The sequence below is a fragment of the Pseudomonas putida genome, assembly GCF_050990305.1.
In the GTDB taxonomy this organism is placed as follows: domain Bacteria; phylum Pseudomonadota; class Gammaproteobacteria; order Pseudomonadales; family Pseudomonadaceae; genus Aquipseudomonas; species Aquipseudomonas putida_AH.
In genome coordinates this window covers 4,563,543-4,590,032 of record NZ_CP158817.1, presented here as the reverse complement: position 1 = coordinate 4,590,032, position 26,490 = coordinate 4,563,543, and the positions used below count along the sequence as shown (strand labels likewise).

The window sequence follows — 26,490 nt, the reverse complement described above, 5'->3', positions numbered from 1 at the left end:
AGCGCTTAGATCGACAAGTGCATCAGGCGCTCACCCTGTACGTTTTGCGCAGGCCGTCGCTTGTTCACTGCCAGTTCGCCGATCTTGATCAGGCGCGTGCGAGTCACGTTACGGCTCAGGCCCAGCAGGGCAGCGGTGTGCACCTGGTTGTAGTGGCTGAAGCGATAGGCGGCGCGCAACAGGGCATCTTCGACTTTCTCGTGCAGCGCGCCAGCCTGTGATTCGAAGAGCTTTTGAAAGGCCCGATCAAGCAGTGCTTCGGCGCAGTCATTGACCTGCGTGTGGTGGTCGTCCTGACGCTCGATGCGCAGGTTCGACAGGCGCAGGTCGTCGCGTTCGATCACGCCGTTGCGGCAGATCAACAGGGTGTGATGAATGACGTTTTCCAGCTCGCGGATATTGCCTGGCCAACTGTAGCCGCGCAGTTTCAGTGCGGCCTCTTTGCTGATGGTGATGCTGCCGTAGCCCAGGCGTTGGCTGTAGGCGTCGATGAAGTGACGGGTCAACGGCAGGATGTCGCCCGGACGTTCGCGCAGCGGGCTCAGTTCCAGGCTGACCACGTTGAGCCGGTAGTACAGGTCTTCGCGAAAATGCCCGGCGTTGATGGCTTTTTCCAGTTGCACGTTGGTCGCTGCCAGCACCCTTACGTTGATGGGAATGCTCTTGCGTGAGCCCAGGCGTACCACTTCGCGCTCCTGCAACACCCGCAGCAATTTGACCTGGATCGCCATCGGCAAATCGCCGATTTCATCGAGGAACAGCGTGCCGCCGTCAGCCTCTTCAAACCAGCCGGCCTTGGCGCTCAGCGCCCCGGTGAATGCGCCTTTTTCATGGCCGAACAGCTCCGCCTCGACCAGGGATTCGGAGAAGGCGCCGCAGTTCACCGCCACGAACGGCCGGTTGCGCCGCGCGCTGAGGTTGTGGATATGTCGCGCCACCAGCTCCTTGCCGGTGCCGGTTTCACCGATGATCAGCACACTGGCTTCGCTTGGGGCGACTTGTTGCAGGTGCGCGAGCAAGGCCTGGGATTTCGGGTCCTCAAACACTTGCGCCGTGGCGCGGATCGAGGTCGCCAGAGCGGGCGAGGGCGGTAAGGTCAGCAGTTGCATAAGGCACGCTCCATGGAGGGCAGGCTAGGAATAGAAAGTCGGAATCGGCAGGGCCTGGTTCAGTGCCCAATCACCCAGTTCGTGAATTTTGTAGTCCACCGGATCGTGCAGGGTCTGGGTGCGCAGGTTGCGCCAGTGACGGTCCAGGCGCAGCGAGGCGTGGGTCGAGCGCGCGCCGGTCACCTCGAACAGGCGACTGCACAGCTCCAGGCCGTTACGGGATGCGGCGACCTTGGCCGTGGCGATGGCGGTGGCCAGGTGTCCGCGCTCCTCGGCACTGAGGTCCGGCCCCTTGGCCCAAGCCTTGTCGAGCAGCGCGGCAGCACGCTCCACCAGCAAGCGCACGCCCTCGAGGGCGACCCAGAATTCGCCGTAGTGACCGAGTACATAAGGGTCCTGGCGCACCTCCCTGGCCGTGGATTTGTGCCATGGCCGGGTCTCGGTCAGGGTGTATTGCCGCGCTTCTTCGAAGGCGCCTTCGGCGATGCCGAGGAACATATGGGTGAAGGTGAGCTGGGCGATCAGCGGGCGCAGGCAGGCGAACGGCGTGCTCAACGGACCGGGATCGAGCAGCAGTTCCGATTCTTCGACCCGAACCCGTTCGAAGGTGGCGCTGCCGCTGTCGGTCTGGCGCTGGCCGATGTTGTTCCAGTCGTTGTGCAAGGTGATGCCGCTGCGACCGCTGGGGATGGCGGCGATCAAGAGCTTGCCACCGGCGCTTTCATCCACCGCCGAGGCGATCAGCATCTCTGAATCGCTGGCGCCGGAGCAGAAGCTTTTTTTGCCGGAAAACTCACGCCAACCGCCGAGGTTTTTTACCACGGTGCGGGTGTCCAGCGGGTTGAGGGCATTGCCCCAGAACCAGTTCTTGCGCGCGGTCTGCTCGAACCATGGCTGCCATTGCTCGGGCCGGGCGAACAGGCGCACGGTGGCGAGCATCAGGTGATGGAAGCCGAAGACATGGGCAATCGAACTGTCGACCTTGGCGAACTCGCGCACGATGGTCAGGGTTTCACTCCAGCTGGCGCCCAGGCCACCGAACCGGGTGGGAATGCTTAATGCCAGCAGGCCGCTGTGGCGCAGGGCATCACGCTCGGCCTTGGGGGTACCGCCACACTCGTCGCGTTCGACGGCGGTCAAGGCAAACCCGGCGGCCAATTGGCGGGCGGTCTGCAACGGAGAGATCAGGGCGCTGTGCGGTTTGGCAGTCACGCGGAGTTTCCTATGTGTGGAGGGACCCCTGTAGGAGCTGCCGCAGGCTGCGATCTTTTAAAATCAAAAGATCGCAGCCTGCGACAGCTCCTACAGGGTGGTGTCAGGCGTTGGTCGGCAGCACATCATTGGCAATCATTTCGCCAAACGGCCCGGTCAGGTTGGTGACACCGCGCCCAGCCAGGCTGGCGTACGGTTCGGGCAGTAGCGGGAACACCAGCTCGGCGAAGCGATAGGCTTCTTCGAGGTGCGGGTAGCCGGAGAAGATGAAACTCTCGATGCCCAGGTCCGCGTACTCCTTGATGCGCGCCGCCACTTGCTGCGGATCGCCCACCAATGCAGTGCCGGCACCGCCGCGCACCAGGCCGGCGCCGGCCCACAAGTTCGGCGAAATCTCCAGGTTGTCGCGGCGCCCATCGTGCAGTGCGGCCATGCGGCGTTGGCCTTCGGAGTCGAAGCGCGAAAACGATTTTTGCGCGGCGGCAATGGTGTCGTCGCTGATGTGCTCGATCAGTTTGTCCGCCGCTTTCCATGCCTCTTCGGCGGTCTCGCGCACGATCACGTGCAGGCGAATGCCGAACTTCACCGTGCGCCCATGACGCGCGGCCCGCTCACGCACATCGGCAAGCTTCTGCGCCACGGCGGCCGGCGGTTCGCCCCAGGTCAGGTAGACATCCACTTGTTCGGCCGCCAGGTCATGGGCGGCATCGGACGAGCCGCCGAAGTACAGCGGCGGGTAAGGTTTCTGCACCGGCGGATACAACGCCTTGGCGTTCTGCACCCGCAGGTGTTTGCCTTCGAAATCCACCGACTCGCCTTGCAGCACCCGACGCCAGATCTTCAGGAATTCGTCGGTCACTTCGTAGCGTTCGCTGTGATCGAGGAAGCTGCCATCTCCGCGGTTTTCATCGGGGTCGCCACCCGTCACGACGTTGATCAGCAAACGACCGTTGGACAGGCGATCGAGGGTGGCAGCCATGCGTGCCGACACGGTCGGCGAAATGATCCCAGGGCGGATCGCCACCAGATAACGCAAGCGTTCGGTCAACGGCACCAGCGCCGAGGCGATCACCCACGAGTCTTCGCAGGATCGCCCGGTGGGAATCAACACGCCGTGGTAACCGAGGCTGTCGGCGGCCTGGGCCACTTGTTTGAGATAGTTGAGCGTGACCGGGCGTGCGCCTTGTGTGGTGCCCAGATAGTGACCGTCGCCGTGGGTGGGCAGAAACCAGAAAACATCCATGAGCAAGCCCTTATGCGATTTTCAGCAGGTGGTGAGGATGGGCACCGAACAACGGCGCGGCGCGTTCTGCTGCCAGTTGAATGCGAGCCTTGAGCAGGTCACTGGTGATTTGGTAGTTGGAAAAATCGGCTTCGGTGGCGTACACCCCGATCGGCAAGGTCAATGCCTGGAAGAAACTGAACAACGGCCGTAGCTGATGATCGATGACCAGCGAATGGCGTTCGCTGCCACCGGTGGCGGCCAGCAGTACCGGCGTATTGATCAATGCATTCAGATCGATCAGGTCGAACAGATGCTTGAGCAGGCCGGGGTAGGAGCCGCGATAAACCGGCGCGGCGACGATCAGCAGGTCGGCGTTTTCAATGGCTTGCAGTTCGGTTTCGACCTGCGCACTCACTTCCTGACGGGACAGCGCCGCACCCAATGGCCGGGCGATGTCGCCCAGTTCGATCAGCCTGCTCTGGATCGGCAGTTGCGTGGCCAATTGCGCCAACAGCGCTTGGGTCAACACCAGGGTGCGGGAGGGACGCCAGGTACCGCCGGAGAGGGCGACGACGTTCAACGGACGCGACATGATCAGTTCCTTTTTAAACAGTTGCTGGGGGAGCAGTGAGTCATCACTGGGTTTATCCCCTCGGAGCAAGAGCTGTACCAATCCCTCGAAGCCACGTTTTACGGGGCTTGCAGCACATTGATCAGTCCGCGCTGTTGATGTTTCAGGGCTGTTTGTTGAATGACTGTTGCCAGGCGGACAGTTGCGTGGGCAACAGTTCGCCGGCGGACAGCGTTGTTATAAAGCTTCGTTTTTATTCCGTAAAAGAAGTTAAATTAATATTAATATCTCTTATTGGAATAATAATATTGAAGAGAATCAGATGTGGAAAACTCGATAGCGACTATCGAGAGCGTTGATTTCTGCTCATCCGAGGGCGGGAGTAGCCTGTGTTCATTGCCCCGAACCCAGATGCAGGACGCCCGCCATGAAACCTCTGATTGCCACTTTTTTGCTGCTCGCCGTGTCCGTTCTTGCCGGATGTGCCAGTCATGTTTCCCCGGAGCTGCGGCCCTACACCGCCGAAGAAACCCGTGAACTGGCGCTGGAAGCGTTGAATCGCCGAGGGTTGTCATTCGACGAATACCACGCGAAAAAGGCCGAATTGCTTGGTGAGCCGCAGAAGGTTTTCAGCTTCGACAAGCACGGCGAAATGAATGCCGAACGAACTGTACAGTTGCACGGACGCCCAAGCTGATCAAAAACTGTACTGCTCGAATTTTCGCCCAACTGTCCATGGGTTTCCCCAAGGGGGTGCGATAGGGTCATGACTTGACCGACCCTGATGGACTGCCACCCATGACACTCTCCCTCGATCTGCTGCTGGGCTTCGCCCTGTTTGCCCTTGTCACTTCGATCACGCCCGGACCGAATAACACGATGTTGTTGGCATCGGGTGTGAATTTCGGCTTTAACCGCACCATCCCCCACATGCTGGGCATCACTTGCGGCTTCTTTGTGCTGGTCGTGGCGGTCGGGTTCGGTTTAGGCGCGGTGTTCCAGACATACCCTGTGCTCTACACCGTGCTGCGCTATGTGGGCGCGGCGTACTTGCTGTATCTGGCGTGGAAAATCGCGCATTCCGGTCCGCTCTCGGACAGTCAGAAGGGTGAGGCCAAGCCCATCAGCTACCTCGGTGCCGCCGCCTTCCAGTGGGTCAACCCCAAGGCCTGGATCATGGCAATCGGCGCCATCAGCACCTACACGCCGATGCAGGGCTATTTCACCAACGTCATTGTGATTGCCGCGGTGTTTGCGATCATCAACCTGCCAAGTGTCGGTGTCTGGGCTGCGTGCGGCACGCTGTTGCGCAATGTCCTGAAGGACCGCCGCTGGTTGCGCCTGTTCAACTGGGGCATGGCCGCGTTGCTGGTGGCATCGTTGTATCCGATCCTGCTCGAAAGCTTTCGCTGACGCATTGCTTCAACCGGTTGCCGAATGCCTGTTAAGCTCGTCTTTCAGGAGCGTTCCTACGCACTTTTAATGAAGTTGTACTTCTTTAACGGCATCCGATCAGGTATTGGTAACGTTCTGAAACTTCGGCGCGGCCCATAAGGCTGCGTCTTGACGTTTACAGTCACGAGCTTCCTGATCCCGGAACACGCTCTGCGAGTCTTTTATGAATAAACGTCCGTTGTATTTCGATTACGCCGCCACCACGCCGGTGGATGAGCGGGTCATCAAAGTCATGGTCGAGTGTCTGGGGTTTAGCGGCAATTTCGGCAACCCGGCCTCCAGCTCCCACGCCTTCGGGCAACAAGCCCGGCAATCGGTCGAGCAGGCGCGGCGCCAGGTCGCCGAACTGGTGGGCGCCCTCCCTGAACAGATCGTCTGGACCTCCGGGGCCACAGAATCCAACAACCTTGCCCTCAAGGGCGTCAGCCAGGCGCGGGGCGTTGCCAGCGGTCACATCATCACCAGCCAGATCGAACACAAGGCTATTCTCGACACTGCCCGGCAGTTGCAGGACGCCGGTGTTGCGGTGACGTATCTGGTGCCGGACGCCGATGGCCTGATTACCCCGCAAGCGGTCAGCGAAGCCATGCGCGAGGACACCTTCCTGGTGTCGCTGATGCTGGTCAACAACGAACTGGGCACGGTCAACGACATTCCGGCCATCGGCCAGGTGGTACGCGAACGCGGTGCGCTGTTCCATGTCGATGCGGCGCAGGGCGCCGGTAAAGTGGCCATTGACCTGGCCGAGTGGCCGGTGGACTTGATGTCATTTTCGGCGCACAAACTCTACGGCCCCAAAGGCATCGGCGCGCTGTATGTCGGCCCACGGGCGCAACAGCGCCTGCAGGCGCAAATCCACGGTGGCGGGCACGAGGGCGGTTTGCGTTCCGGCACTTTGGCGACTCATCAGATCGTTGCCATGGGCGAGGCCTTTGCCTTGGCGGCGGCGTCGTTCGATGAAGAGAAAGCCAGGGTCGTCCGTCTGCGTGAAAGGCTGCTTGAGTCGCTGCTTGGCATTCCAGGGGCGAGTCTCAATGGCAGTCCCAGCCAACGCATCCCGCACACCCTGAGCCTGACCTTCCGTGAAGGTGAATTCAATTCGACGGCATTGCTCGCCTCCATCGCGTTTTCCGCGACCTCGGCCTGCAATTCCGCCAGCAATGCGCCATCCCATGTGCTGCTGGCCCTGGGGCATGACGCGCGTTCGGCCAGTCGCACCATTCGCTTGAGCCTGGGACGTTTCACCACCGAGCAGGACATCGATCAAGCGGCCCAACTGATTAAAGAGGCCTGCGTCAGTGCTCCGGCATTCTGGCAATAGGGCATAAAAGCGCCGGCATTGATCGGCGCTACACAACAACACTGATGAGTGGTTAGCAGGAGTCACGATGAATACGCAGTCTTCGATCAATGGATCGGTGCCCCAGCGCCTGGCGCAAACCCGCGAACTGATGAGCCGGGAGGGCATTCACGCGCTTCTGGTGCCGTCGGCCGATCCGCACCTGTCCGAATACCTGCCGGGCTACTGGCAAGGGCGGCAGTGGCTGTCGGGCTTCCATGGCTCGGTCGGTACTCTGATCGTGACCCCGGATTTTGCCGGGGTCTGGGCCGACAGCCGTTACTGGGAGCAAGCGACCAAGGAGCTCAAGGGCAGCGGCATTGAACTGGTCAAACTGCAACCGGGGCAGCCATCGCCGCTGGACTGGCTGGCCGAGCAAACCCCTGAAGGCGGCGTGGTCGCGGTCGACGGAGCAGTGATGGCCGTGGCCTCGGCGCGTACCTTGGGCAGCAAGCTCCAAGAGCGCGGTGCACGCCTGCGTACCGACATCGATCTGTTGAACGAAGTCTGGAGCGATCGCCCGATCCTGCCGAACGAACCGATCTATCAGCACTTGCCACCGCAAGCCTCCGTCAGCCGTGGCGAAAAGCTCGCCAAGCTGCGCGAAACCCTGCAAGCAAAAGGGGCCGACTGGCATTTCATCGCCACCCTCGATGACATCGCCTGGTTGTTCAACCTGCGCGGCGGGGATGTCTCGTTCAATCCGGTGTTTGTGTCTTTCGCCCTGATCAGCCAGCAGCAGGCCACCCTGTTCGTGGCGTTGAGCAAGGTCGATGCACAATTGCGCGCGGTGCTTGAACAGGACGGCGTGACCCTGCGTGACTACAGCGAAGTGGCCGATGCGCTGCGCGTCGTGCCTGCTGGCGCGAGCCTGCTGGTCGACCCGGCGCGTGTGACGGCGGGGCTGTTGGACAACCTCGACAGTGGCGTCAAGTTGATCGAGGGGCTGAACCCGACCACCCTGGCCAAGTCGCAGAAGAGCCTGACCGATGCCGAGCACATTCGTCAGGCCATGGAGCAGGACGGAGCGGCGCTCTGTGAGTTCTTCACCTGGCTCGATTCGGCACTGGGCCGTGAGCGCGTCACCGAACTGACCATCGACGAAAAACTCACCGCCGCGCGTGAACGTCGTCCGGGTTATGTGTCGTTGAGCTTCAACACCATCGCCGCATTCAACGCCAATGGCGCCATGCCGCATTACCATGCCACCGAAGAAGAGCACGCGGTGATCGAGGGCGACGGCTTGTTGCTGATCGACTCCGGCGGTCAGTATGTGGGCGGTACCACCGACATTACGCGGATGGTGGCGGTCGGAACGCCGACGGCCGAGCAGAAAGGCGACTGCACCCGCGTACTCAAGGGCGTGATTGCCCTGTCTCGCGCACGGTTCCCCAAAGGCATTCTGTCACCGCTGCTCGATGCCATCGCCCGCGCGCCGATCTGGGCTGACAACGTTGATTACGGTCACGGCACGGGCCACGGCGTCGGCTATTTCCTTAACGTTCATGAAGGTCCGCAAGTCATCGCCTATCAAGCCGCGCCTGCGCCGCAAACCGCGATGCAACCGGGCATGATTACCTCCATTGAGCCGGGCACCTACCGTCCTGGCCGTTGGGGCGTGCGCATCGAGAACCTGGCGATGAATCGCGAGGCAGGCAGCAGCGAATTCGGCGAGTTCCTGAAATTCGAAACCCTGACCTTGTGCCCGATCGATACCCGTTGCCTGGAAACGTCGCTGCTGACAGAAGAGGAAAAGCAGTGGTTCAACGCTTACCACGCGCAGGTGCGCGAGCGCTTGAGCCCGTTGCTCGAAGGCGCTGCCCTTGAGTGGTTGAACACTCGCACAGCGGCTATTTGATGGATTGCAGCGCTGGCGCTGATTCCAGTGCTAGCGCTATGTAATCGACAAAGGCTTTGACCCTGGCGGATTGGCGACGATTCGCCGGGGACACTGCGTGTATCGGTAGCGACTGCGCGATGTAGTTCTGCAAAATCGCGGTCACGCTCCCGGCTTTCAAGTCCTCGCTGAACAGCCATACCGGTGACAGCGAAATCCCCATTCCTCCCAGCACCATCTCGCGAATCGCTTCGGAGTTGTTGCTTTGCGCATTGCCCTTGATCCTTACCTCATGCCCCTTGTACGTCCATCGATCCTGGCTGCTCAGAAGATTGAACAGCAGGCAGTTGTGCTCCTTCAGTTCTTCGGGGGTTTGCGGCTGGCCGTGGCGGGACAGGTAATCCGGCGAAGCGACAGTCACCCTGTGGGTAGTGCCGACATGGCGGGCAATCAGCCCGCTGTCGTTCAGTTCTCCGATCCTGAACGTGACATCCAGACCCTCGCTGACCAAATCCTGATTCTGATCACTCAGTTGCAGGTCAATCTGAACCTCAGGATGGCGCCTGAGGAACTCCGGCAGGCGCGGGGCAATCTGCAAGCGCCCGAAGCTGACCGAGGAGCCGATTCTCAGAGGGCCTGCGATGACTTCCCGGCCGGACTGGAAACTGTGCTCCGCAGCATCCACCGCTGCGAGGATTTGTCGGCATTGGGTGTAGTAGCGCTGACCTTCGTCGGTCAGGGACAGCCGTCGGGTACTGCGGGCAATCAATTTTCCACCCAGGTCTGATTCCAGTGCGCGCAACACTTTGCTGATGGTCGGTTGGCTGGTCTGTAATTCACGGGCGACGGCGGAAAAGCTGCCGCGCTCGACCACGCGAACGAAAACGGCCATTGCGTTGAGTTTGTCCACGGTGTTTCTCACTCATGCCAATAGGGCATGGTCACTATAGCTATATAGCGTCTTATCGGAATGAGAGAGGTGACGGAAGATCGACCCTGCATCCACCTCTGATGGGAATAGACGAAATGATTGACTCACTGCAAATGCGCGCGCTGATGGTTGATTCAGCCAATGCTCCATTGCGCTTGGCTGCCATTGCTCGACCGGTTCCAGGTGCGGGTCAGGTATTGTTGCGGATCGCGGCCAGCGGGGTGAACCCGCTGGATGGGAAAATCCGCTCAGGCCAGGCCACTCACGCGCGTCAGCCGTTGCCGGCGGTGTTGGGCATGGATTTGGCGGGAACCGTGGAGGCAGTGGGTGAGGGTGTCAGTGGCTGGAAGCCGGGCGATGAGGTCTACGCCATGGCAACCGGAATTGGCGGCGCCCAAGGATCGCTGGCTGAATTCGCGGTGGTCGATGCGCGGCTGCTGGCGCGCAAGCCTAGTAGTTTGAGCATGCGTGAAGCGGCGGGGTTGCCGTTGGTGCTGATCACGGCCTGGGAAGGATTGGTTGATCGAGCCCAAGTGCGCTCCGGGCAGAAGGTGTTGATTCATGGCGGGGCGGGTGGCGTCGGGCATGTCGCGGTGCAAATTGCTCGCGCATTTGGTGCCAAGGTATTTGCTACCGGCTCTGCGCGACAGCAGGGAATCATTGAAGAGCTGGGGGCGACCTTCATCGATTACCGCCACACTTCGGTCGAGGACTATGTGGCTGAGTACACGGCGGGAGAGGGCTTTGATATCGTCTATGACACGGTGGGTGGCGAGACCCTGGATGCCTCCTTCAAGGCCGTTCGGATGTATCACGGTCACGTGGTGAGTTGCCTAGGCTGGGGTCAGCACAGCCTTGCGCCGCTGTCGTTTCGTGGCGCCACCTATTCCGGGGTGTTCACCTTGCTGCCGTTGCTGACGGGGCAGGGACGTGAGCATCACGGTGAGATTCTCGGCGAAGCGGCACACTTGATCGAGGCGGGCGGGCTCAAGCCGATACTCGATCCGCGCCGCTTTACCTTGCAAACTGCTGAAGCCGCCCATGAGCTGCTTCTGTCAGGAGCGGCGCAGGGGCGGCTGGTCATCGAGATTTAGCTCAAGGCTTCGCGGACGAATTCCAGTCGGTCCTGGCCGAAGAACAGTTGACCATCGACAAACATGCTCGGGGCGCCGAATACACCACGTTGGACCGCTTTCTCGGTGTTGTCCTTGAGCGCGGTCTTGACCTCCTCATCAGCGGTCAAGGCCAGCACTTCGTTGGGGTCGAAACCGTTCTGAGTCAGAACAGCGGCGACGGTTGCCGGCTCGTCGAGACTACGGCCGTCAACCCACAACGCCTTGAACAGGCAATCGATGAAGGCGGCAAAGCGCTCGGGATGACGCATTTGCATGCCGGTGACGGCGCGCATCAGCATCAGGGTGTTGATCGGAAAATGCGGATTGAATTTCAGCGGCACGCCATAGCGGTTTGCATAGCGGGCGAGGTCCTGAAACATGTAGCGACCTTTGGCGGGAATAGCCGCTGGGGTGGCGTTGCCGGTGGCTTTGAACACGCCGCCGAGCAGGATCGGGACGTAAATCAACTGGCTGTCGGTTTGCTCGCAGATTTTCGGTAGCTGGGTGTAGGCCAGGTAGGTGGCGGGGCTGCCCAGGTCAAACAGGAACTCCACGGTTTTGCTCATGGTCGATGCACTCTGCTTATTGGCGTTGGGGAGGGTTTACCAGCGTTCGCTCCAGGGACGCAGGTCCAGTTCGAAGGTCCAGGCGTCGCGGGGTTGGCTGTGCAGGTACCAGTAATTTTCGGCAATGTGTTCGGGGTTGAGAATGCCATCCTCATCCTTGGTTGCGTACTTTTCGGGGAAGGTGTCGCGAATGAAGTCGGTGTCGATGGCGCCGTCGACAACGACGTGTGCGACATGAATGTTCATCGGCCCGAGTTCACGGGCCATGCTTTGCGCCAGCGCACGAATTCCGTGCTTGGCGCCGGCGAATGCGGCAAAGCCGGCGGCACCGCGCATGCCGGCGGTGGCCCCGGTAAAGAGGATAGTGCCCCGTTGGCGCTTGGCCATGCGTTTGGCCACTTCCCGGGCATTGAGAAACCCTGAGAAACAGGCCATTTCCCAAATCTTGAAGTACTTGCGGGCTGTTTCTTCGAGAATGCTGCAGGGCACGTTGGCGCCGATGTTGAACACGAACGCTTCGATGGGGCCAATCTCACTTTCGATCTGCTCGATCAGTGCCACCACGTCTTCTTCTTTGCGGGCATCGCAGGCAAACCCGTGGGCTTCACCACCAGTGGCCTTGATGGATTCCACCAAAGGCTGGAGCTTGTCCGCGCTGCGGCGAGTCACGCAGGCAACAAATCCTTCCTGTGCAAAGCGTTTGGCAATGGCGCCGCCGGTGGCATCACCTGCGCCGACGACCAGTACGACCTTCTTGTTATTCATGGGTAGATCCCTTTAGTAAACGATCGTTAACTAAACGAACGTTATGCTACGATTCGACCAACGTCAAGACGATCAACTCTGAGGGAAGGGCAATGCGTTACTCGGCCAATCACAAGCTGGAAACAAGGGAGAAGCTGCTGCAAAGCAGTGCGGTATCTGCCAAGAAGTCCGGTTTTTCCACGGTAGGCGTCGACGGCTTGATGAAAGCGATTGGCTTGAGTGGCGGTGCTTTTTACAGTCACTTTTCGTCGAAGGACGAGTTGTTCGCTTCAATCGTCGAACATGAATTGCGCCAGAGTCTGGAGCGATTGGGTGTGGGCCAGGATCGTGACAAGCTTGAGCGCTGCCTGAAGCGCTACCTCAACATGTCCCATGTCGAGCATCCGGAAACCGGCTGCGCGCTGCCCGCATTGGGTGCCGAGATTGCCCGTTCCGACGAGAGGATTCGCCAGCAGGCGGAGCACTGGATTTGTCAGCTTCAGCAGAGCTGGGCGCAGGTGTTGGAGAGTGACAGCCTGGCTTGGGCCATCCTGTCGCAATGTGTCGGAGCGTTGGTGGTGTCGCGGATGCTCGCCACGCCGGAGCTTCAGCGCACTGTGTTGAAGTCCAGTTACGATGAAATTGGCCGTCAGATTTCGGGCGCGGGAATCTGACGGCGCACGATCAGTTTATTTACAGATGACGATCATGCTGCGGCTGGTGTAGCCCGCGGGGTTGAGGCCGAATGGATAATCACCGGGTTCTTCCACGGCGTCCCCAGACTTGGCAATGACCTTGTATCCCTTGGGAGCGCAGGAGTCGGCGGCACTGGCGTAGCACTTGTCCCAAGAGGATGACAGGCCAGAACAGTTGATATGCAACCCTTTCTTGCCGTGCTTCACCTGTGTTTTCGATGTCGCCGCGCAGCCCGCAATGGCGAGTACGGCGATCAGTATCAACATTCGTTTCATTGCTGTCCTTGGTGCATTCCGGATCTCACGCCCGGTCTGACAATTTTCGCTTTCGCACGAAGTGTTCTGATGTCCCTATCCTGAAAAATCCCTGTCGAGCGCTGGGTTGCGGACCCAACCTTGGCCTAAATAAGCGGTAAATACCAGCGTCACTTCAAATGTTGCATCAATCCACCGCAACTGCGGGCTTGGCGGAGCTGCCCATGGTCATGGTGGCACCGATGGAGGCCAGAATGATGCAGAGGATAGCCATCCACTGTGACAGGGAGAGATATTCGTGGAGGAACAACAAGCCCGACAGTGCGCCGAAGGCGGGTTCAATGCTCATTAATGTACCGAAGGTTCTGGCCGGCATGCGTGTGAGGGCGACCATCTCCAGCGTATAGGGAAGGGCGGTAGACAGGATGGCGACACCGATGGCCACCGGGATCAGTGACGGAGTCAGCAGCGCGGCACCGGCATGCACAATGCCTATGGGGGCTACGAACAGGGCGGCGATCATCACGCCCAGCGCGGCCGTCTGCACGCCGTTATCAGCACCGGCCTTTTGGCCGAAAAGAATGTACAGCGCCCAGCAGACTCCAGCACCCAGTGCGTACCCGGCTCCCAACAGATCGATACCCGCCGTGGTGGCACCTGTCGGTATCAGCAGCAGCAAGCCGACAGCGGCGAGGGCAATCCATAGAAAGTCGATTGCCCGGCGTGAAGCATAAATGGCAACGGCCAATGGCCCGGTGAACTCCAGTGCCACGGCAATACCCAGCGGGACTGTACGCAAGGACATATAGAAGAGGAAATTCATGCCGCCCAGCGCCATGCCGTAAACGATGACAGTGCGCAGTGACTTGGCCGTGAGTTTCGCGCGCCATGGGCGCAGCAGAAGCAACATGATCACGCTGGCAAAGATCAACCGCAGGGTTGTGGTCCCTTGAGCACCGATTACAGGGAACATGCTTTTTGCCAGGGAGGCACCGGACTGGATCGACGCCATGGCTATTAATAGCAGGCCGACCGAAAACAAGGTCGAGGCAAGGCTGCGAGGCTGATCGTTCATTGAGAGGCATCGTCCGAAGTAGAGAGCAGGGGTGCTGTTCTTGATATTGGGCAATATACTGCGCAATCGTCGGTGCTGAGTCTATATATAGACAGCAATTTGTTCTTCTTGATAGAAAAACCAAATCAGGGCTTGACGGCAGATTCTAGAGGCCTATAATTCGCCCCACTTCCGGCGCAGTCGAAACGGAAAACTCCTTGGTAAACAATGAGTTACGCAGTTTTCGACAGCAGGTTGCTTCAGGTCATCGAAGCCGAAAGGAAGTTGAAAAAGAGGTGTTGACAGCAGCGAGTAACGCTGTAGAATTCGCCTCCCGCTGACGAGAGATCGAAAGCGCAAGTGGTTGAAGTTGTTAAGGAAATCCTTGAAAACTTCTGAAAATAATCACTTGACAGCAAATGAGGCTGCTGTAGAATGCGCGCCTCGGTTGAGACGAAAGATCTTAACCAACCGCTCTTTAACAACTGAATCAAGCAATTCGTGTGGGTGCTTGTGGTATCAGACTGCTAGTCAACAGATTATCAGCATCACAAGTTACTCCGCGAGAAATCAAAGATGTAACCAACGATTGCTGAGCCAAGTTTAGGGTTTTCTCAAAACCCAAAGATGTTTGAACTGAAGAGTTTGATCATGGCTCAGATTGAACGCTGGCGGCAGGCCTAACACATGCAAGTCGAGCGGATGAAAGGAGCTTGCTCCTGGATTCAGCGGCGGACGGGTGAGTAATGCCTAGGAATCTGCCTGGTAGTGGGGGACAACGTCTCGAAAGGGACGCTAATACCGCATACGTCCTACGGGAGAAAGCAGGGGACCTTCGGGCCTTGCGCTATCAGATGAGCCTAGGTCGGATTAGCTAGTTGGTGAGGTAATGGCTCACCAAGGCGACGATCCGTAACTGGTCTGAGAGGATGATCAGTCACACTGGAACTGAGACACGGTCCAGACTCCTACGGGAGGCAGCAGTGGGGAATATTGGACAATGGGCGAAAGCCTGATCCAGCCATGCCGCGTGTGTGAAGAAGGTCTTCGGATTGTAAAGCACTTTAAGTTGGGAGGAAGGGTTGTAGATTAATACTCTGCAATTTTGACGTTACCGACAGAATAAGCACCGGCTAACTCTGTGCCAGCAGCCGCGGTAATACAGAGGGTGCAAGCGTTAATCGGAATTACTGGGCGTAAAGCGCGCGTAGGTGGTTTGTTAAGTTGGATGTGAAAGCCCCGGGCTCAACCTGGGAACTGCATTCAAAACTGACAAGCTAGAGTATGGTAGAGGGTGGTGGAATTTCCTGTGTAGCGGTGAAATGCGTAGATATAGGAAGGAACACCAGTGGCGAAGGCGACCACCTGGACTGATACTGACACTGAGGTGCGAAAGCGTGGGGAGCAAACAGGATTAGATACCCTGGTAGTCCACGCCGTAAACGATGTCAACTAGCCGTTGGGGACCTTGAGTCTTTAGTGGCGCAGCTAACGCATTAAGTTGACCGCCTGGGGAGTACGGCCGCAAGGTTAAAACTCAAATGAATTGACGGGGGCCCGCACAAGCGGTGGAGCATGTGGTTTAATTCGAAGCAACGCGAAGAACCTTACCAGGCCTTGACATCCAATGAACTTTCCAGAGATGGATTGGTGCCTTCGGGAACATTGAGACAGGTGCTGCATGGCTGTCGTCAGCTCGTGTCGTGAGATGTTGGGTTAAGTCCCGTAACGAGCGCAACCCTTGTCCTTAGTTACCAGCACGTTATGGTGGGCACTCTAAGGAGACTGCCGGTGACAAACCGGAGGAAGGTGGGGATGACGTCAAGTCATCATGGCCCTTACGGCCTGGGCTACACACGTGCTACAATGGTCGGTACAGAGGGTTGCCAAGCCGCGAGGTGGAGCTAATCCCATAAAACCGATCGTAGTCCGGATCGCAGTCTGCAACTCGACTGCGTGAAGTCGGAATCGCTAGTAATCGCGAATCAGAATGTCGCGGTGAATACGTTCCCGGGCCTTGTACACACCGCCCGTCACACCATGGGAGTGGGTTGCACCAGAAGTAGCTAGTCTAACCTTCGGGGGGACGGTTACCACGGTGTGATTCATGACTGGGGTGAAGTCGTAACAAGGTAGCCGTAGGGGAACCTGCGGCTGGATCACCTCCTTAATCGACGACTCAGCTGTACCATAAGCTCCCACACGAATTGCTTGATTCATTGAAGAAGACGATAGAAGCAGCCCGAAATTGGGTCTGTAGCTCAGTTGGTTAGAGCGCACCCCTGATAAGGGTGAGGTCGGCAGTTCGAATCTGCCCAGACCCACCAATTTTGTGTGGGAAACGCCTGTAGAAATACGGGGCCATAGCTCAGCTGGGAGAGCGCCTGCCTTGCACGCAGGAGGTCAGCGGTTCGATCCCGCTTGGCTCCACCACTACTGCTTCTGAAGTAAGAGCTTAGAAATGAGCATTCCATCGAGTGATGGTGAATGTTGATTTCTAGTCTTTGACTAGATCGTTCTTTAAAAATTTGGGTATGTGATAGAAAGATAGACTGAACAGCACTTTCACTGGTGTATGTTCAGGCTAAGGTAAAATTTGTGAGTGACTCTTAAGAGTTTTGCGAATTTTCGGCGAATGTCGTCTTCATAGTATAACCAGATTGCTTGGGGTTATATGGTCAAGTGAAGAAGCGCATACGGTGGATGCCTTGGCAGTCAGAGGCGATGAAAGACGTGGTAGCCTGCGAAAAGCTTCGGGGAGTCGGCAAACAGACTTTGATCCGGAGATGTCTGAATGGGGGAACCCAGCCATCATAAGATGGTTATCTTGTACTGAATACATAGGTGCAAGAGGCGAACCAGGGGAACTGAAACATCTAAGTACCCTGAGGAAAAGAAATCAACCGAGATTCCCTTAGTAGTGGCGAGCGAACGGGGACTAGCCCTTAAGTGGCTTTGAGATTAGCGGAACGCTCTGGAAAGTGCGGCCATAGTGGGTGATAGCCCTGTACGCGAAAATCTCTTAGTCATGAAATCGAGTAGGACGGAGCACGAGAAACTTTGTCTGAATATGGGGGGACCATCCTCCAAGGCTAAATACTACTGACTGACCGATAGTGAACTAGTACCGTGAGGGAAAGGCGAAAAGAACCCCGGAGAGGGGAGTGAAATAGATCCTGAAACCGTATGCGTACAAGCAGTGGGAGCAGACTTTGTTCTGTGACTGCGTACCTTTTGTATAATGGGTCAGCGACTTATTTTCAGTGGCGAGCTTAACCGAATAGGGGAGGCGTAGCGAAAGCGAGTCTTAATAGGGCGTCTAGTCGCTGGGAATAGACCCGAAACCGGGCGATCTATCCATGGGCAGGTTGAAGGTTAGGTAACACTGACTGGAGGACCGAACCGACTACCGTTGAAAAGTTAGCGGATGACCTGTGGATCGGAGTGAAAGGCTAATCAAGCTCGGAGATAGCTGGTTCTCCTCGAAAGCTATTTAGGTAGCGCCTCATGTATCACTGTAGGGGGTAGAGCACTGTTTCGGCTAGGGGGTCATCCCGACTTACCAAACCGATGCAAACTCCGAATACCTACAAGTGCCGAGCATGGGAGACACACGGCGGGTGCTAACGTCCGTCGTGAAAAGGGAAACAACCCAGACCGTCAGCTAAGGTCCCAAAGTTATGGTTAAGTGGGAAACGATGTGGGAAGGCTTAGACAGCTAGGAGGTTGGCTTAGAAGCAGCCACCCTTTAAAGAAAGCGTAATAGCTCACTAGTCGAGTCGGCCTGCGCGGAAGATGTAACGGGGCTCAAACCATACACCGAAGCTACGGGTATCACTTAGGTGATGCGGTAGAGGAGCGTTCTGTAAGCCTGTGAAGGTGAGTTGAGAAGCTTGCTGGAGGTATCAGAAGTGCGAATGCTGACATGAGTAACGACAATGGGTGTGAAAAACACCCACGCCGAAAGACCAAGGTTTCCTGCGCAACGTTAATCGACGCAGGGTTAGTCGGTCCCTAAGGCGAGGCTGAAAAGCGTAGTCGATGGAAAACAGGTTAATATTCCTGTACTTCCGGTTATTGCGATGGAGGGACGGAGAAGGCTAGGCCAGCTTGGCGTTGGTTGTCCAAGTTTAAGGTGGTAGGCTGGAATCTTAGGTAAATCCGGGATTCTAAGGCCGAGAGCTGATGACGAGTTACCCTTTGGGTGACGAAGTGGTTGATGCCATGCTTCCAAGAAAAGCTTCTAAGCTTCAGATAACCGGGAACCGTACCCCAAACCGACACAGGTGGTTGGGTAGAGAATACCAAGGCGCTTGAGAGAACTCGGGTGAAGGAACTAGGCAAAATGGCACCGTAACTTCGGGAGAAGGTGCGCCGGTGAGGGTGAAGCACTTGCTGCGTAAGCTCACGCCGGTCGAAGATACCAGGCCGCTGCGACTGTTTATTAAAAACACAGCACTCTGCAAACACGAAAGTGGACGTATAGGGTGTGACGCCTGCCCGGTGCCGGAAGGTTAATTGATGGGGTTAGCTAACGCGAAGCTCTTGATCGAAGCCCCGGTAAACGGCGGCCGTAACTATAACGGTCCTAAGGTAGCGAAATTCCTTGTCGGGTAAGTTCCGACCTGCACGAATGGCGTAACGATGGCGGCGCTGTCTCCACCCGAGACTCAGTGAAATTGAAATCGCTGTGAAGATGCAGTGTATCCGCGGCTAGACGGAAAGACCCCGTGAACCTTTACTATAGCTTTGCACTGGACTTTGAATTTGCTTGTGTAGGATAGGTGGGAGGCTTTGAAGCGTGGACGCCAGTCTGCGTGGAGCCATCCTTGAAATACCACCCTGGCAACTTTGAGGTTCTAACTCAGGTCCGTTATCCGGATCGAGGACAGTGTATGGTGGGTAGTTTGACTGGGGCGGTCTCCTCCTAAAGAGTAACGGAGGAGTACGAAGGTGCGCTCAGACCGGTCGGAAATCGGTCGTAGAGTATAAAGGCAAAAGCGCGCTTGACTGCGAGACAGACACGTCGAGCAGGTACGAAAGTAGGTCTTAGTGATCCGGTGGTTCTGTATGGAAGGGCCATCGCTCAACGGATAAAAGGTACTCCGGGGATAACAGGCTGATACCGCCCAAGAGTTCATATCGACGGCGGTGTTTGGCACCTCGATGTCGGCTCATCACATCCTGGGGCTGAAGCCGGTCCCAAGGGTATGGCTGTTCGCCATTTAAAGTGGTACGCGAGCTGGGTTTAGAACGTCGTGAGACAGTTCGGTCCCTATCTGCCGTGGACGTTTGAGATTTGAGAGGGGCTGCTCCTAGTACGAGAGGACCGGAGTGGACGAACCTCTGGTGTTCCGGTTGTCACGCCAGTGGCATTGCCGGGTAGCTATGTTCGGAAAAGATAACCGCTGAAAGCATCTAAGCGGGAAACTTGCCTCAAGATGAGATCTCACTGGAACCTTGAGTTCCCTGAAGGGCCGTCGAAGACTACGACGTTGATAGGTTGGGTGTGTAAGCGCTGTGAGGCGTTGAGCTAACCAATACTAATTGCCCGTGAGGCTTGACCATATAACACCCAAGCAATTTGACTACTCGAAAGAGCATCAGATTGCGGTGTGTGAAGACGCAATGAACCGAAAGTTCGCGTAACTCGCAAATCACCGAAAGCTGTCACATACCCAATTCGCTGGAACGTCGCAAGACGGCCCGGCTCAAGAATTTCTTGACGACCATAGAGCATTGGAACCACCTGATCCCATCCCGAACTCAGAAGTGAAACGATGCATCGCCGATGGTAGTGTGGGGTTTCCCCATGTGAGAGTAGGTCATCGTCAAGATTAAATTCCGAAACCCCTATCTGCGTATGCAGGTAGGGGTTTTGTTTTGCCCGCAGGAAAGTCCAAGCAGCTATTTTCGAAAGAAAAACGCAAGACTGGGCCTATCACTCTTGAGCCAATAGCACGATTCCACCGCCAAGATGAAAAACTCTTCACCCTCCATGACCGCCGCTGGAGGAAATCACCCTCAATTGACCGGCCGGTTTTTGATAGGGTGCAACTCCTTTTTAAAGGACTGATTTGCGGCCCACGGATAGGCACCGTCTTTTCACGAGTTGCCGAAGAAATGCCCGAACCGATCCCAATCAAGGACCACGAAAAAGAGACGCGCCTGGTCAACAAACGACTGATGGCCTGCGCCTTGTTTGTCGTCGCCATCTCCTGCGCGCTGGTGGTGCGCATGTACATCCTGCAAGTGGTCGAATTCGACTATCACTCCACGATCTCCGAAAACAACCGCGTCCATGTCCTGCCGATCACGCCAACCCGTGGCTTGATCTATGACCGCAATGGTGTGGTTCTCGCGGACAACCGCCCCAGCTATAACCTGACCATCACTCGCGAACGCGCCACCGATGTCAAAGAGGAGCTGGACGAGGTCGTCAACCTGCTGCACCTACCGGCTGAAGATCGCTCTCTGTTCGACAAGGCGATGAAGCAGGCACGGCACCCCTTCGTGCCGGTCACGCTGTTCTATGAGCTGACTGAAGAACAGATCGCGGTACTGGCGGTCAACGAGTTCCGTTTGCCTGGTATCGATGTCGAGCCGCAGTTCGTGCGCCATTACCCGTTGGGCGAACACTTCGCTCATTCGGTCGGCTACGTCGGGCGAATCAACGAGAAGGAATCCAAGACCCTGGATTCGGTGGAGTACCGAGGCACCCAATCGATCGGCAAGACCGGCATCGAGAAGTTCTATGAATCAGAACTGCATGGCCATGTCGGTTACGAAGAAGTCGAAACCAACGCCCAGGGTCGTGTGCTACGCGTGCTGAAACACACCGACCCCATTCCCGGCAAAAACATCGTACTGAGCCTCGACGTCAAACTTCAGGAAGCCGCCGAGCAGGCCTTGGGTGATCGTCGTGGTTCGGTGGTCGCGCTCGACCCGTCGACCGGTGAAGTGTTGGCCATGGTCAGCAACCCGAGTTTCGACCCGAACCTGTTCGTCACCGGTATCAGTTCCAAGGAATACTCTACGCTTCGCGATTCGATCGACCGACCGCTGTTCAACCGTGTGTTGCGCGGGCTATACGCGCCGGGTTCAACCATCAAACCGGAAGTGGCGATTGCCGGCCTCGACACTGGCGTCGTTACCCCGCAGACCCGAGTGTTCGATCCGGGGTATTACCAACTCCCGGACTTTGATCACAAGTACCGCAACTGGAACCACAGCGGTGACGGTTGGGTGGACATGGACGCAGCGATCATGCGTTCCAACGACACCTACTTCTACGATCTAGCCCACAAACTGGGCATTGATCGCCTGCACGATTACATGGCGATGTTTGGCCTGGGTGAGAAAGTCTCCCTGGACATGTACGAAGAATCCCCCGGCCTGATGCCCTCCCAGGCCTGGAAGCGCGCCACACGCCGTCAGGCGTGGTTCCCGGGCGAGACAGTCATTCTGGGGATCGGCCAGGGCTACATGCAGGTCACGCCGCTGCAACTGGCCCAGGCCACCGCACTGATCGCCAACAAAGGCGTGTGGAACCGCCCGCACCTGGCCCAGACGGTGGACGGTGTTGCGCCGGTCGACGAGCACCCAATGCCGAATATCCTGCTCAAAGACCCGCGAGACTGGGAGCAGGTCAACCACGGCATGCAGATGGTGATGCACGATGCCCGTGGTATTGCCCGGGCGGCAGCAGCGGGTGCGCAATACCGCATCGCTGGCAAGAGTGGTACCGCGCAAGTGGTGGCCATCAAGCAAGGCGAGCGCTACAACCGCGAGAAAACCCGCGAGCGCAACCGTGACAACGCCTTATTCGTCGGTTTCGCCCCGGCCGAACACCCAAAAATCGTGATTTCAGTGATGATCGAAAACGGTGAGGCTGGTGGCCGCGTCGCCGGCCCCGTGGTCCGGCAGATCATGGATGCCTGGCTACTCGACCAGGACGGCCACCTGAAACCGCAATACGCCACCCCGACCAAGGCACCGGGCGATCCTCACGTCTAAACCGCGAAGGCTTCACAGCACAGGCTCACGAATGCTGAGCATGTGCTGGAAGCTCTCCAGGAACACCGTTTCGGCCTGGCTCATTTTCTGCTCGCGATTCCACAGCAGCTGGATGTCGAAATCCACCACCCCCTCTTCCGGCGGCAAGCGCCAGAGAACGCCTTGCTCGACATCCCGGCGTACCAAGTGCGTCGGTAGGGCACCAATCCCGTAACCGGCACAGATCAAGCGGTGAATTTCCTCGAAACTGGTAGAGGACGCGACGATCTTGCCGGTAAAACCTTGCTGGTCCCGGAACAGTGTCAGGGGGGAAAGATTGCCGCCGAGTTGATCGCTGGTGAAGCTGACGAAGTTTTCCGCCGCCAACTCTTCCAGCGTCAGATTCTCCTGCCCGAATAACCGATGACGCTGTCCGCAGAAGTACGCATAAGTCTCACGGAATAACACCCGTTGCTCGAGGCGCGGCTGGGGCAAACGGCACAAGCCGACACCCACGGTCGCTGTCTTTTGCAGCAACGAACTGATGATGTTCGAACTGCCCATCACCTCGACTTCCAGCTCGATTTTCGGGTGAGTTTCATGGAAGTCGGCAAGGAATTCATCGTAGTGCCGCGCCTGCACGCCACTGACAGTAAGGATGCGAATCTTGCCCACCACGTCATCGTGACGACTCTCCACCACCGTGCCCAAACGCGAAATATCGCCATAGATATCCGCCGCAATGCGCAGCACTTCTTCCCCGGTTTCCGTCAGATCGAAGCGCCGCCCGCTACGGGCGATCAACACGCACTCCAACTGCTCCTCAAGACGTTTCAACGCCTGGCTGACCGCCGATTGAGTGATGTGCAGGCGGGCAGCAGCGCGGCTCATGCTGCCTTCCTGGCCGATGACCAAATAAGTGCGCAGCAGGTTCCAGTCAAGGCGATCGTTCAGAAAGCGCCGGCCGACCCAGGGATTGGCAGTGGAGGACATAAAAAATCCATGTAGTAGCAGGGCTAATAGTAAAGATAAGGATATGAAAATTGACTAATCCTGGCATGGAAGCGATAAAGCCCACAAGCGCCACAGAGCGCAACCGTACCGGCCTTAGCACCTGCCCAAAACTATAAGTACACAGGGTCCTTGCATGCATACCACCCCCCAACCGCGCCGAGCCGCGGCCGCCGCCTTCATTGGCACGACCATCGAGTTCTACGATTTTTACATCTACGCCACCGCCGCGGCGTTGGTACTCGGGCAAGTGTTTTTCCCCAGCAGCGATCCGGTGATGAGCACCCTGGCCGCCTTCGGCAGTTTCGCCGTCGGCTTCATCGCCCGCCCCATGGCCGGGATGGTGTTCGGACATCTGGGGGATCGTCTCGGTCGCAAGAAGATGCTGCTGGTGACCATGGCCCTGATGGGAATCGCCACGGCAGGCATTGGTCTGTTGCCGAGCTACGCCAGCGTCGGTATCTGGGCACCCATCGGTCTGATCGTGCTGCGACTGATCCAGGGCATTTCGGTTGGCGGCGAGTGGGGCGGTGCGGTGCTGATGGCCAGCGAGCACGCGCCGGCCAAGCGCAAGACCTTCTACGCATCGTTTGCCCAACTGGGCAGTCCCGCCGGTCTGCTGCTGGCCCTGATCGCTTTCCGCTTGGTCACCTCTCTTGAGCCGGATGAATTCCTCGCCTGGGGCTGGCGTCTGCCGTTCCTCTTCAGCGGCGTGTTGATGATGGTCGGGTTGTTGATCCGTTCCGGGGTTCATGAATCGCCGGAATTCGCCAAGGTCCAAGACAACAACGAAACCGCCAAATACCCGGTCATGGACGTGATCCGCACCTGCTGGCGGCAGATCCTGTTCGCCGCGGCGGCCGTGACCATCGGTTCGGCCGGGTTCTTCTTCACCAACACCTTCATGATCACTTACGTCACCCAATATCAAGGCATCGCGCGCTCGACGATTCTCGATTGCCTGTTCCTGGTGACCATCATTCAACTGCTCTCGCAACCGGTCTCGGCGCTGCTGGCCGAACGCATTGGCGAAGACCGTTTCCTGAAGTTGGTCGCGCTGCTGTGCATGGTCACGCCGTACCCGATGTTCCTGCTGGTGGGCACGCAAAACATCCTGTTGATGACCCTCGGCATTGCCCTGGCCGTGGTGATTCTCTCGGCGCTGTACGCGGTGATCGCCGGCTACATGACCCAGGCCTTCCCGGTGCATCTGCGCTACTCGGGCATTTCCATCGCTTACCAACTGGCGTGCGCCGTGGCCGGTGGCACCACGCCGCTGATCGGCACGCTGCTGGCCAGCAAGTTTTCCGGACAATGGTTGCCGCTGGCGGTGTTCTTCACCTTGCTCTCGGCCCTGTCCCTGATCGGTGTTTGCGGCCTGGCCCGCCTGCGCGCCAACCCGATCGTCACCCACGCTGCTAAAGAGGTGTATTCGTGAGTAAACCTGCACACATCGACCCGGTTGAATGGCAAGCGCGCTGTGAGCTCGCCGCCCTGTATCGCCTGGTCGCGCACTTTCGCATGACGGATCTGATCGACACCCACATCACCCTGCGCATACCAGGGCCCGAGCATCATTTTCTGATCAACCGCTACGGGGTGATTTTCGACCGCATGCGTGCCTCGGACCTGGTGCGCATCGATCAGGAAGGACGCGTAGTCGATCCGGAATACGCAGGTCATCGGGTCAACGCCGCCGGCTTCGTGATTCACTCGGCGATCCACATGGCGCGCCCGGACCTCAACTGCGTGATCCATACCCACACCGCCGCAGGCATGGCGGTCGCCGCGCAGAAGCAGGGCCTGTTGCCGATCACTCAGCACGCGCTGAAGTTCTACGGCAAGCTGGCCTATCACACCTATGAAGGCATCGCCTTGTCACTGGATGAGCGTGAGCGACTGATCGCCGACCTCGGTCCGCACCGGGCGATGATCCTGCGCAATCACGGCTTGCTGGTCGGTGGCTCGGGCGTGGCCCAGGCGTTTCAGGAGATCCACTTCCTCGAGCGTGCCTGTCAGGCCCAAGTCCAGGCGCTGGCCGGTGGTTCGGAATTGCATTACCCGTCGCCGGAAATCTGCGCGCACACCGCCGAACAGTTTGATCGCGATGAACAGGACAACATCATCGACCTGGCCTGGCAGGCCGCTCTGACCCTGATCGAGTCCCAGCGCGAGTCTTATGAGTCATGAACATCGTAGTCCTACTGTCCCGCGATAACTTGCTGCTCAAGCAATTGCAGGCCGCGTTCGCCCGCAGTGCGCCACAACTGACGGCTGTGTTGGCCGACGATCCGAGGGCTGCCGACGCACAAATCGCCGCATGCTGGTTTCCACTGCCGGGCAGCCTCGAAGCATTGCCCAACCTGCGGGTGATTCACTCGGTGGCGGCCGGAATCGATCATCTGGACCACGATCCATCCTGCCCGGACCTGCCGGTCTGCCGAGTGGTCGATCCCGGTCACCGTCAGGGCATGACCGAGTACGTGCGTTGGGCGGTGATTCACTACCACCGTGGTTTCGATCAAGTGTTGTCGCAACAACGGGAGCAACGCTGGGAGCGGCCGCTGCAACGGACGGCTGGGCAATTCAAGGTTGGTGTGATGGGACTCGGTTCGCTGGGTAGCGCCATCGCCCTGGACCTGGCCGCAGCCGGTTACGACGTGCGCGGCTGGGCACGCAGCCGCAAGGAACTGTCGGGCGTGCAAACCTTTGCCGGAGCGCAAAACCTGCACCCGTTTCTCGATGGCGTGGAGTTGTTGATCAACCTGCTGCCGCTGACCCGCGAAACCCGAGGCATCCTCGGCAGCGCGACTTTCGAGCGACTGGCCAACGGCGCAGCACTGGTCAATTGCGGGCGCGGAGGGCACCTGAATATCGATGACCTCGAGCACGCCCTCAAACGAGGACAACTGCGCGGCGCCTTGCTGGATGTCTTCGAACAGGAACCGCTCCCCAGCGACCACCGACTCTGGACGATGCCCGGCGTGACCATCACCCCGCACATGGCCTCGGCTGCCTCCCATGACTGCATCGCCGAACAAGTGGCGGAAAACTTCCGCCGCCTGAATGCCGGCGAACCGTTACTCAACTGCGCCGACCGCCAACTGGGATATTGAACCAACACACAACCCCCTGTAGGAGCGAGCATGCTCGCGATGAACCCAAGAACACCGCGTTCAACCAGTGAACACGTGTAACCGTTAACGACCATCGCGAGCATGCTCGCTCCTACATGAACAGCATCACCTGTAGGAGCGTGGCTTGCCCGCGAAGAGGCCAGAAAACCCAATAAAGATATCGAATCAGAATAACAAGTAATGCCCTGCGCACTCGCCCACTAAACAAGTCGTGTGAGCCATAACAACAACCTTCGCCT

Annotated in this window: 20 protein-coding genes, 2 tRNA genes and 3 rRNA genes; 15 read left to right on the top strand and 10 right to left on the bottom strand. The window is 58.1% G+C overall.

Translation table 11 applies throughout. The features are described from left to right. Positions 1 to 5: 5 nt before the first annotated feature. The 4 genes from ABTV22_RS20525 to msuE all read right to left on the bottom strand — a co-directional run bounded on the left by ABTV22_RS20525 (position 6) and on the right by msuE (position 4,138). Positions 6 to 1,109 (bottom strand): sigma-54 interaction domain-containing protein, encoded by a 1,104-nt coding sequence (locus ABTV22_RS20525; protein ID WP_433736312.1) that lies wholly within the window; start codon positions 1,107 to 1,109, stop codon positions 6 to 8. Positions 1,110 to 1,133: 24 nt separating this feature from the next. After that, positions 1,134 to 2,321 (bottom strand): acyl-CoA dehydrogenase family protein, encoded by a 1,188-nt coding sequence (locus tag ABTV22_RS20520; protein ID WP_433736311.1) that lies wholly within the window; start codon positions 2,319 to 2,321, stop codon positions 1,134 to 1,136. A 103-nt stretch (positions 2,322 to 2,424) separates the two neighbouring features. Next, complete coding sequence (gene ssuD / locus ABTV22_RS20515; protein WP_433736310.1) at positions 2,425 to 3,564, bottom strand: FMNH2-dependent alkanesulfonate monooxygenase; 1,140 nt, start codon at positions 3,562 to 3,564, stop codon at positions 2,425 to 2,427. Between the two features lie 10 nt (positions 3,565 to 3,574). Beyond that, positions 3,575 to 4,138 carry an FMN reductase gene (gene msuE, locus ABTV22_RS20510; protein ID WP_433736309.1) on the bottom strand — a complete coding sequence of 188 codons (564 nt, stop codon included), beginning with the start codon at positions 4,136 to 4,138 and terminating at the stop codon, positions 3,575 to 3,577. Between the two features lie 406 nt (positions 4,139 to 4,544). Between msuE and ABTV22_RS20505 the strand changes: the two genes are divergently transcribed. The 4 genes from ABTV22_RS20505 (at position 4,545) to ABTV22_RS20490 (ending at position 8,769) form a co-directional block, all read left to right on the top strand. Beyond that, on the top strand, positions 4,545 to 4,814 hold the full coding sequence (locus tag ABTV22_RS20505) for a hypothetical protein (RefSeq protein ID WP_433736308.1): 270 nt from the start codon (positions 4,545 to 4,547) through the stop codon (positions 4,812 to 4,814). Between the two features lie 101 nt (positions 4,815 to 4,915). Beyond that, entirely contained in the window at positions 4,916 to 5,530 is a 615-nt protein-coding gene (locus ABTV22_RS20500) for a LysE family translocator (protein WP_433736307.1), read from the top strand. A 205-nt stretch (positions 5,531 to 5,735) separates the two neighbouring features. Beyond that, a complete protein-coding gene (locus ABTV22_RS20495) occupies positions 5,736 to 6,893 on the top strand; it encodes an aminotransferase class V-fold PLP-dependent enzyme (RefSeq protein ID WP_433736306.1) in 1,158 nt (385 codons plus the stop codon). A 67-nt stretch (positions 6,894 to 6,960) separates the two neighbouring features. After that, a complete protein-coding gene (locus ABTV22_RS20490) occupies positions 6,961 to 8,769 on the top strand; it encodes an aminopeptidase P family protein (protein WP_433736305.1) in 1,809 nt (602 codons plus the stop codon). Here ABTV22_RS20490 and ABTV22_RS20485 read toward each other — a convergent pair. Beyond that, on the bottom strand, positions 8,762 to 9,658 hold the full coding sequence (locus ABTV22_RS20485; protein ID WP_433736304.1) for a LysR family transcriptional regulator: 897 nt from the start codon (positions 9,656 to 9,658) through the stop codon (positions 8,762 to 8,764). The two genes, ABTV22_RS20490 and ABTV22_RS20485, sit on opposite strands and share 8 nt — an antisense overlap. Before the next feature lie 116 nt (positions 9,659 to 9,774). On the opposite strand from ABTV22_RS20485, the gene ABTV22_RS20480 reads away from it, so the two are divergent. Beyond that, positions 9,775 to 10,773, top strand: coding sequence for a zinc-dependent alcohol dehydrogenase family protein (locus ABTV22_RS20480; protein WP_433736303.1), 999 nt, complete (start codon positions 9,775 to 9,777; stop codon positions 10,771 to 10,773). Here ABTV22_RS20480 and ABTV22_RS20475 read toward each other — a convergent pair. Next, positions 10,770 to 11,360: a 2-hydroxychromene-2-carboxylate isomerase gene (locus ABTV22_RS20475; RefSeq protein ID WP_433736302.1), complete on the bottom strand. Its 591-nt coding sequence runs from the start codon at positions 11,358 to 11,360 to the stop codon at positions 10,770 to 10,772. The two genes, ABTV22_RS20480 and ABTV22_RS20475, sit on opposite strands and share 4 nt — an antisense overlap. Before the next feature lie 36 nt (positions 11,361 to 11,396). After that, entirely contained in the window at positions 11,397 to 12,125 is a 729-nt protein-coding gene (locus tag ABTV22_RS20470; protein ID WP_433736301.1) for an SDR family oxidoreductase, read from the bottom strand. A gap of 92 nt (positions 12,126 to 12,217) precedes the next feature. On the opposite strand from ABTV22_RS20470, the gene ABTV22_RS20465 reads away from it, so the two are divergent. Next, the gene (locus ABTV22_RS20465) at positions 12,218 to 12,778 is read left to right on the top strand and encodes a TetR/AcrR family transcriptional regulator (RefSeq protein ID WP_433736300.1); all 561 of its coding nucleotides are present in this window, start codon (positions 12,218 to 12,220) and stop codon (positions 12,776 to 12,778) included. A 15-nt stretch (positions 12,779 to 12,793) separates the two neighbouring features. Here the strand turns inward: ABTV22_RS20465 and ABTV22_RS20460 are convergent, their stop codons facing one another. Beyond that, positions 12,794 to 13,075 carry a hypothetical protein gene (locus tag ABTV22_RS20460; protein WP_433736299.1) on the bottom strand — a complete coding sequence of 94 codons (282 nt, stop codon included), beginning with the start codon at positions 13,073 to 13,075 and terminating at the stop codon, positions 12,794 to 12,796. Between the two features lie 166 nt (positions 13,076 to 13,241). Beyond that, a complete protein-coding gene (gene rhtA / locus ABTV22_RS20455; RefSeq protein ID WP_433736298.1) occupies positions 13,242 to 14,129 on the bottom strand; it encodes a threonine/homoserine exporter RhtA in 888 nt (295 codons plus the stop codon). Positions 14,130 to 14,741: 612 nt separating this feature from the next. Between rhtA and ABTV22_RS20450 the strand changes: the two genes are divergently transcribed. The 6 genes from ABTV22_RS20450 to mrdA all read left to right on the top strand — a co-directional run bounded on the left by ABTV22_RS20450 (position 14,742) and on the right by mrdA (position 22,124). Continuing rightward, a 16S ribosomal RNA gene (locus tag ABTV22_RS20450) occupies positions 14,742 to 16,278 on the top strand. 80 nt (positions 16,279 to 16,358) lie between these two features. Then, positions 16,359 to 16,435 (top strand) — tRNA-Ile (locus ABTV22_RS20445). Positions 16,436 to 16,465: 30 nt separating this feature from the next. Further along, positions 16,466 to 16,541: transfer RNA gene (locus tag ABTV22_RS20440), tRNA-Ala, on the top strand. A gap of 243 nt (positions 16,542 to 16,784) precedes the next feature. After that, positions 16,785 to 19,676, top strand: a 23S ribosomal RNA gene (locus tag ABTV22_RS20435). Positions 19,677 to 19,829: 153 nt separating this feature from the next. Next, positions 19,830 to 19,945 (top strand): 5S ribosomal RNA (gene rrf, locus ABTV22_RS20430). Together the 16S, 23S and 5S rRNA genes with 2 tRNA genes alongside form the textbook arrangement of a ribosomal RNA operon. A 286-nt stretch (positions 19,946 to 20,231) precedes the next feature. Then, the gene (gene mrdA / locus ABTV22_RS20425) at positions 20,232 to 22,124 is read left to right on the top strand and encodes a penicillin-binding protein 2 (RefSeq protein WP_433736297.1); all 1,893 of its coding nucleotides are present in this window, start codon (positions 20,232 to 20,234) and stop codon (positions 22,122 to 22,124) included. A 12-nt stretch (positions 22,125 to 22,136) separates the two neighbouring features. Here the strand turns inward: mrdA and ABTV22_RS20420 are convergent, their stop codons facing one another. Further along, the gene (locus tag ABTV22_RS20420; protein ID WP_433736296.1) at positions 22,137 to 23,096 is read right to left on the bottom strand and encodes a LysR family transcriptional regulator; all 960 of its coding nucleotides are present in this window, start codon (positions 23,094 to 23,096) and stop codon (positions 22,137 to 22,139) included. A gap of 154 nt (positions 23,097 to 23,250) precedes the next feature. Between ABTV22_RS20420 and ABTV22_RS20415 the strand changes: the two genes are divergently transcribed. From ABTV22_RS20415 to ABTV22_RS20405, 3 genes are read left to right on the top strand one after another with little or no spacing between them, the layout of a single operon-like run. After that, a complete protein-coding gene (locus tag ABTV22_RS20415) occupies positions 23,251 to 24,552 on the top strand; it encodes an MFS transporter (RefSeq protein WP_433736295.1) in 1,302 nt (433 codons plus the stop codon). Further along, positions 24,549 to 25,304, top strand: a complete 756-nt coding sequence (locus ABTV22_RS20410; protein ID WP_433736294.1) for a class II aldolase/adducin family protein — start codon at positions 24,549 to 24,551, stop codon at positions 25,302 to 25,304. The genes ABTV22_RS20415 and ABTV22_RS20410 overlap by 4 nt, the downstream gene beginning before the upstream one ends. Continuing rightward, complete coding sequence (locus ABTV22_RS20405) at positions 25,301 to 26,230, top strand: 2-hydroxyacid dehydrogenase (RefSeq protein ID WP_433736293.1); 930 nt, start codon at positions 25,301 to 25,303, stop codon at positions 26,228 to 26,230. The genes ABTV22_RS20410 and ABTV22_RS20405 overlap by 4 nt, the downstream gene beginning before the upstream one ends. The last annotated feature ends 260 nt before the right edge of the window (positions 26,231 to 26,490 follow it).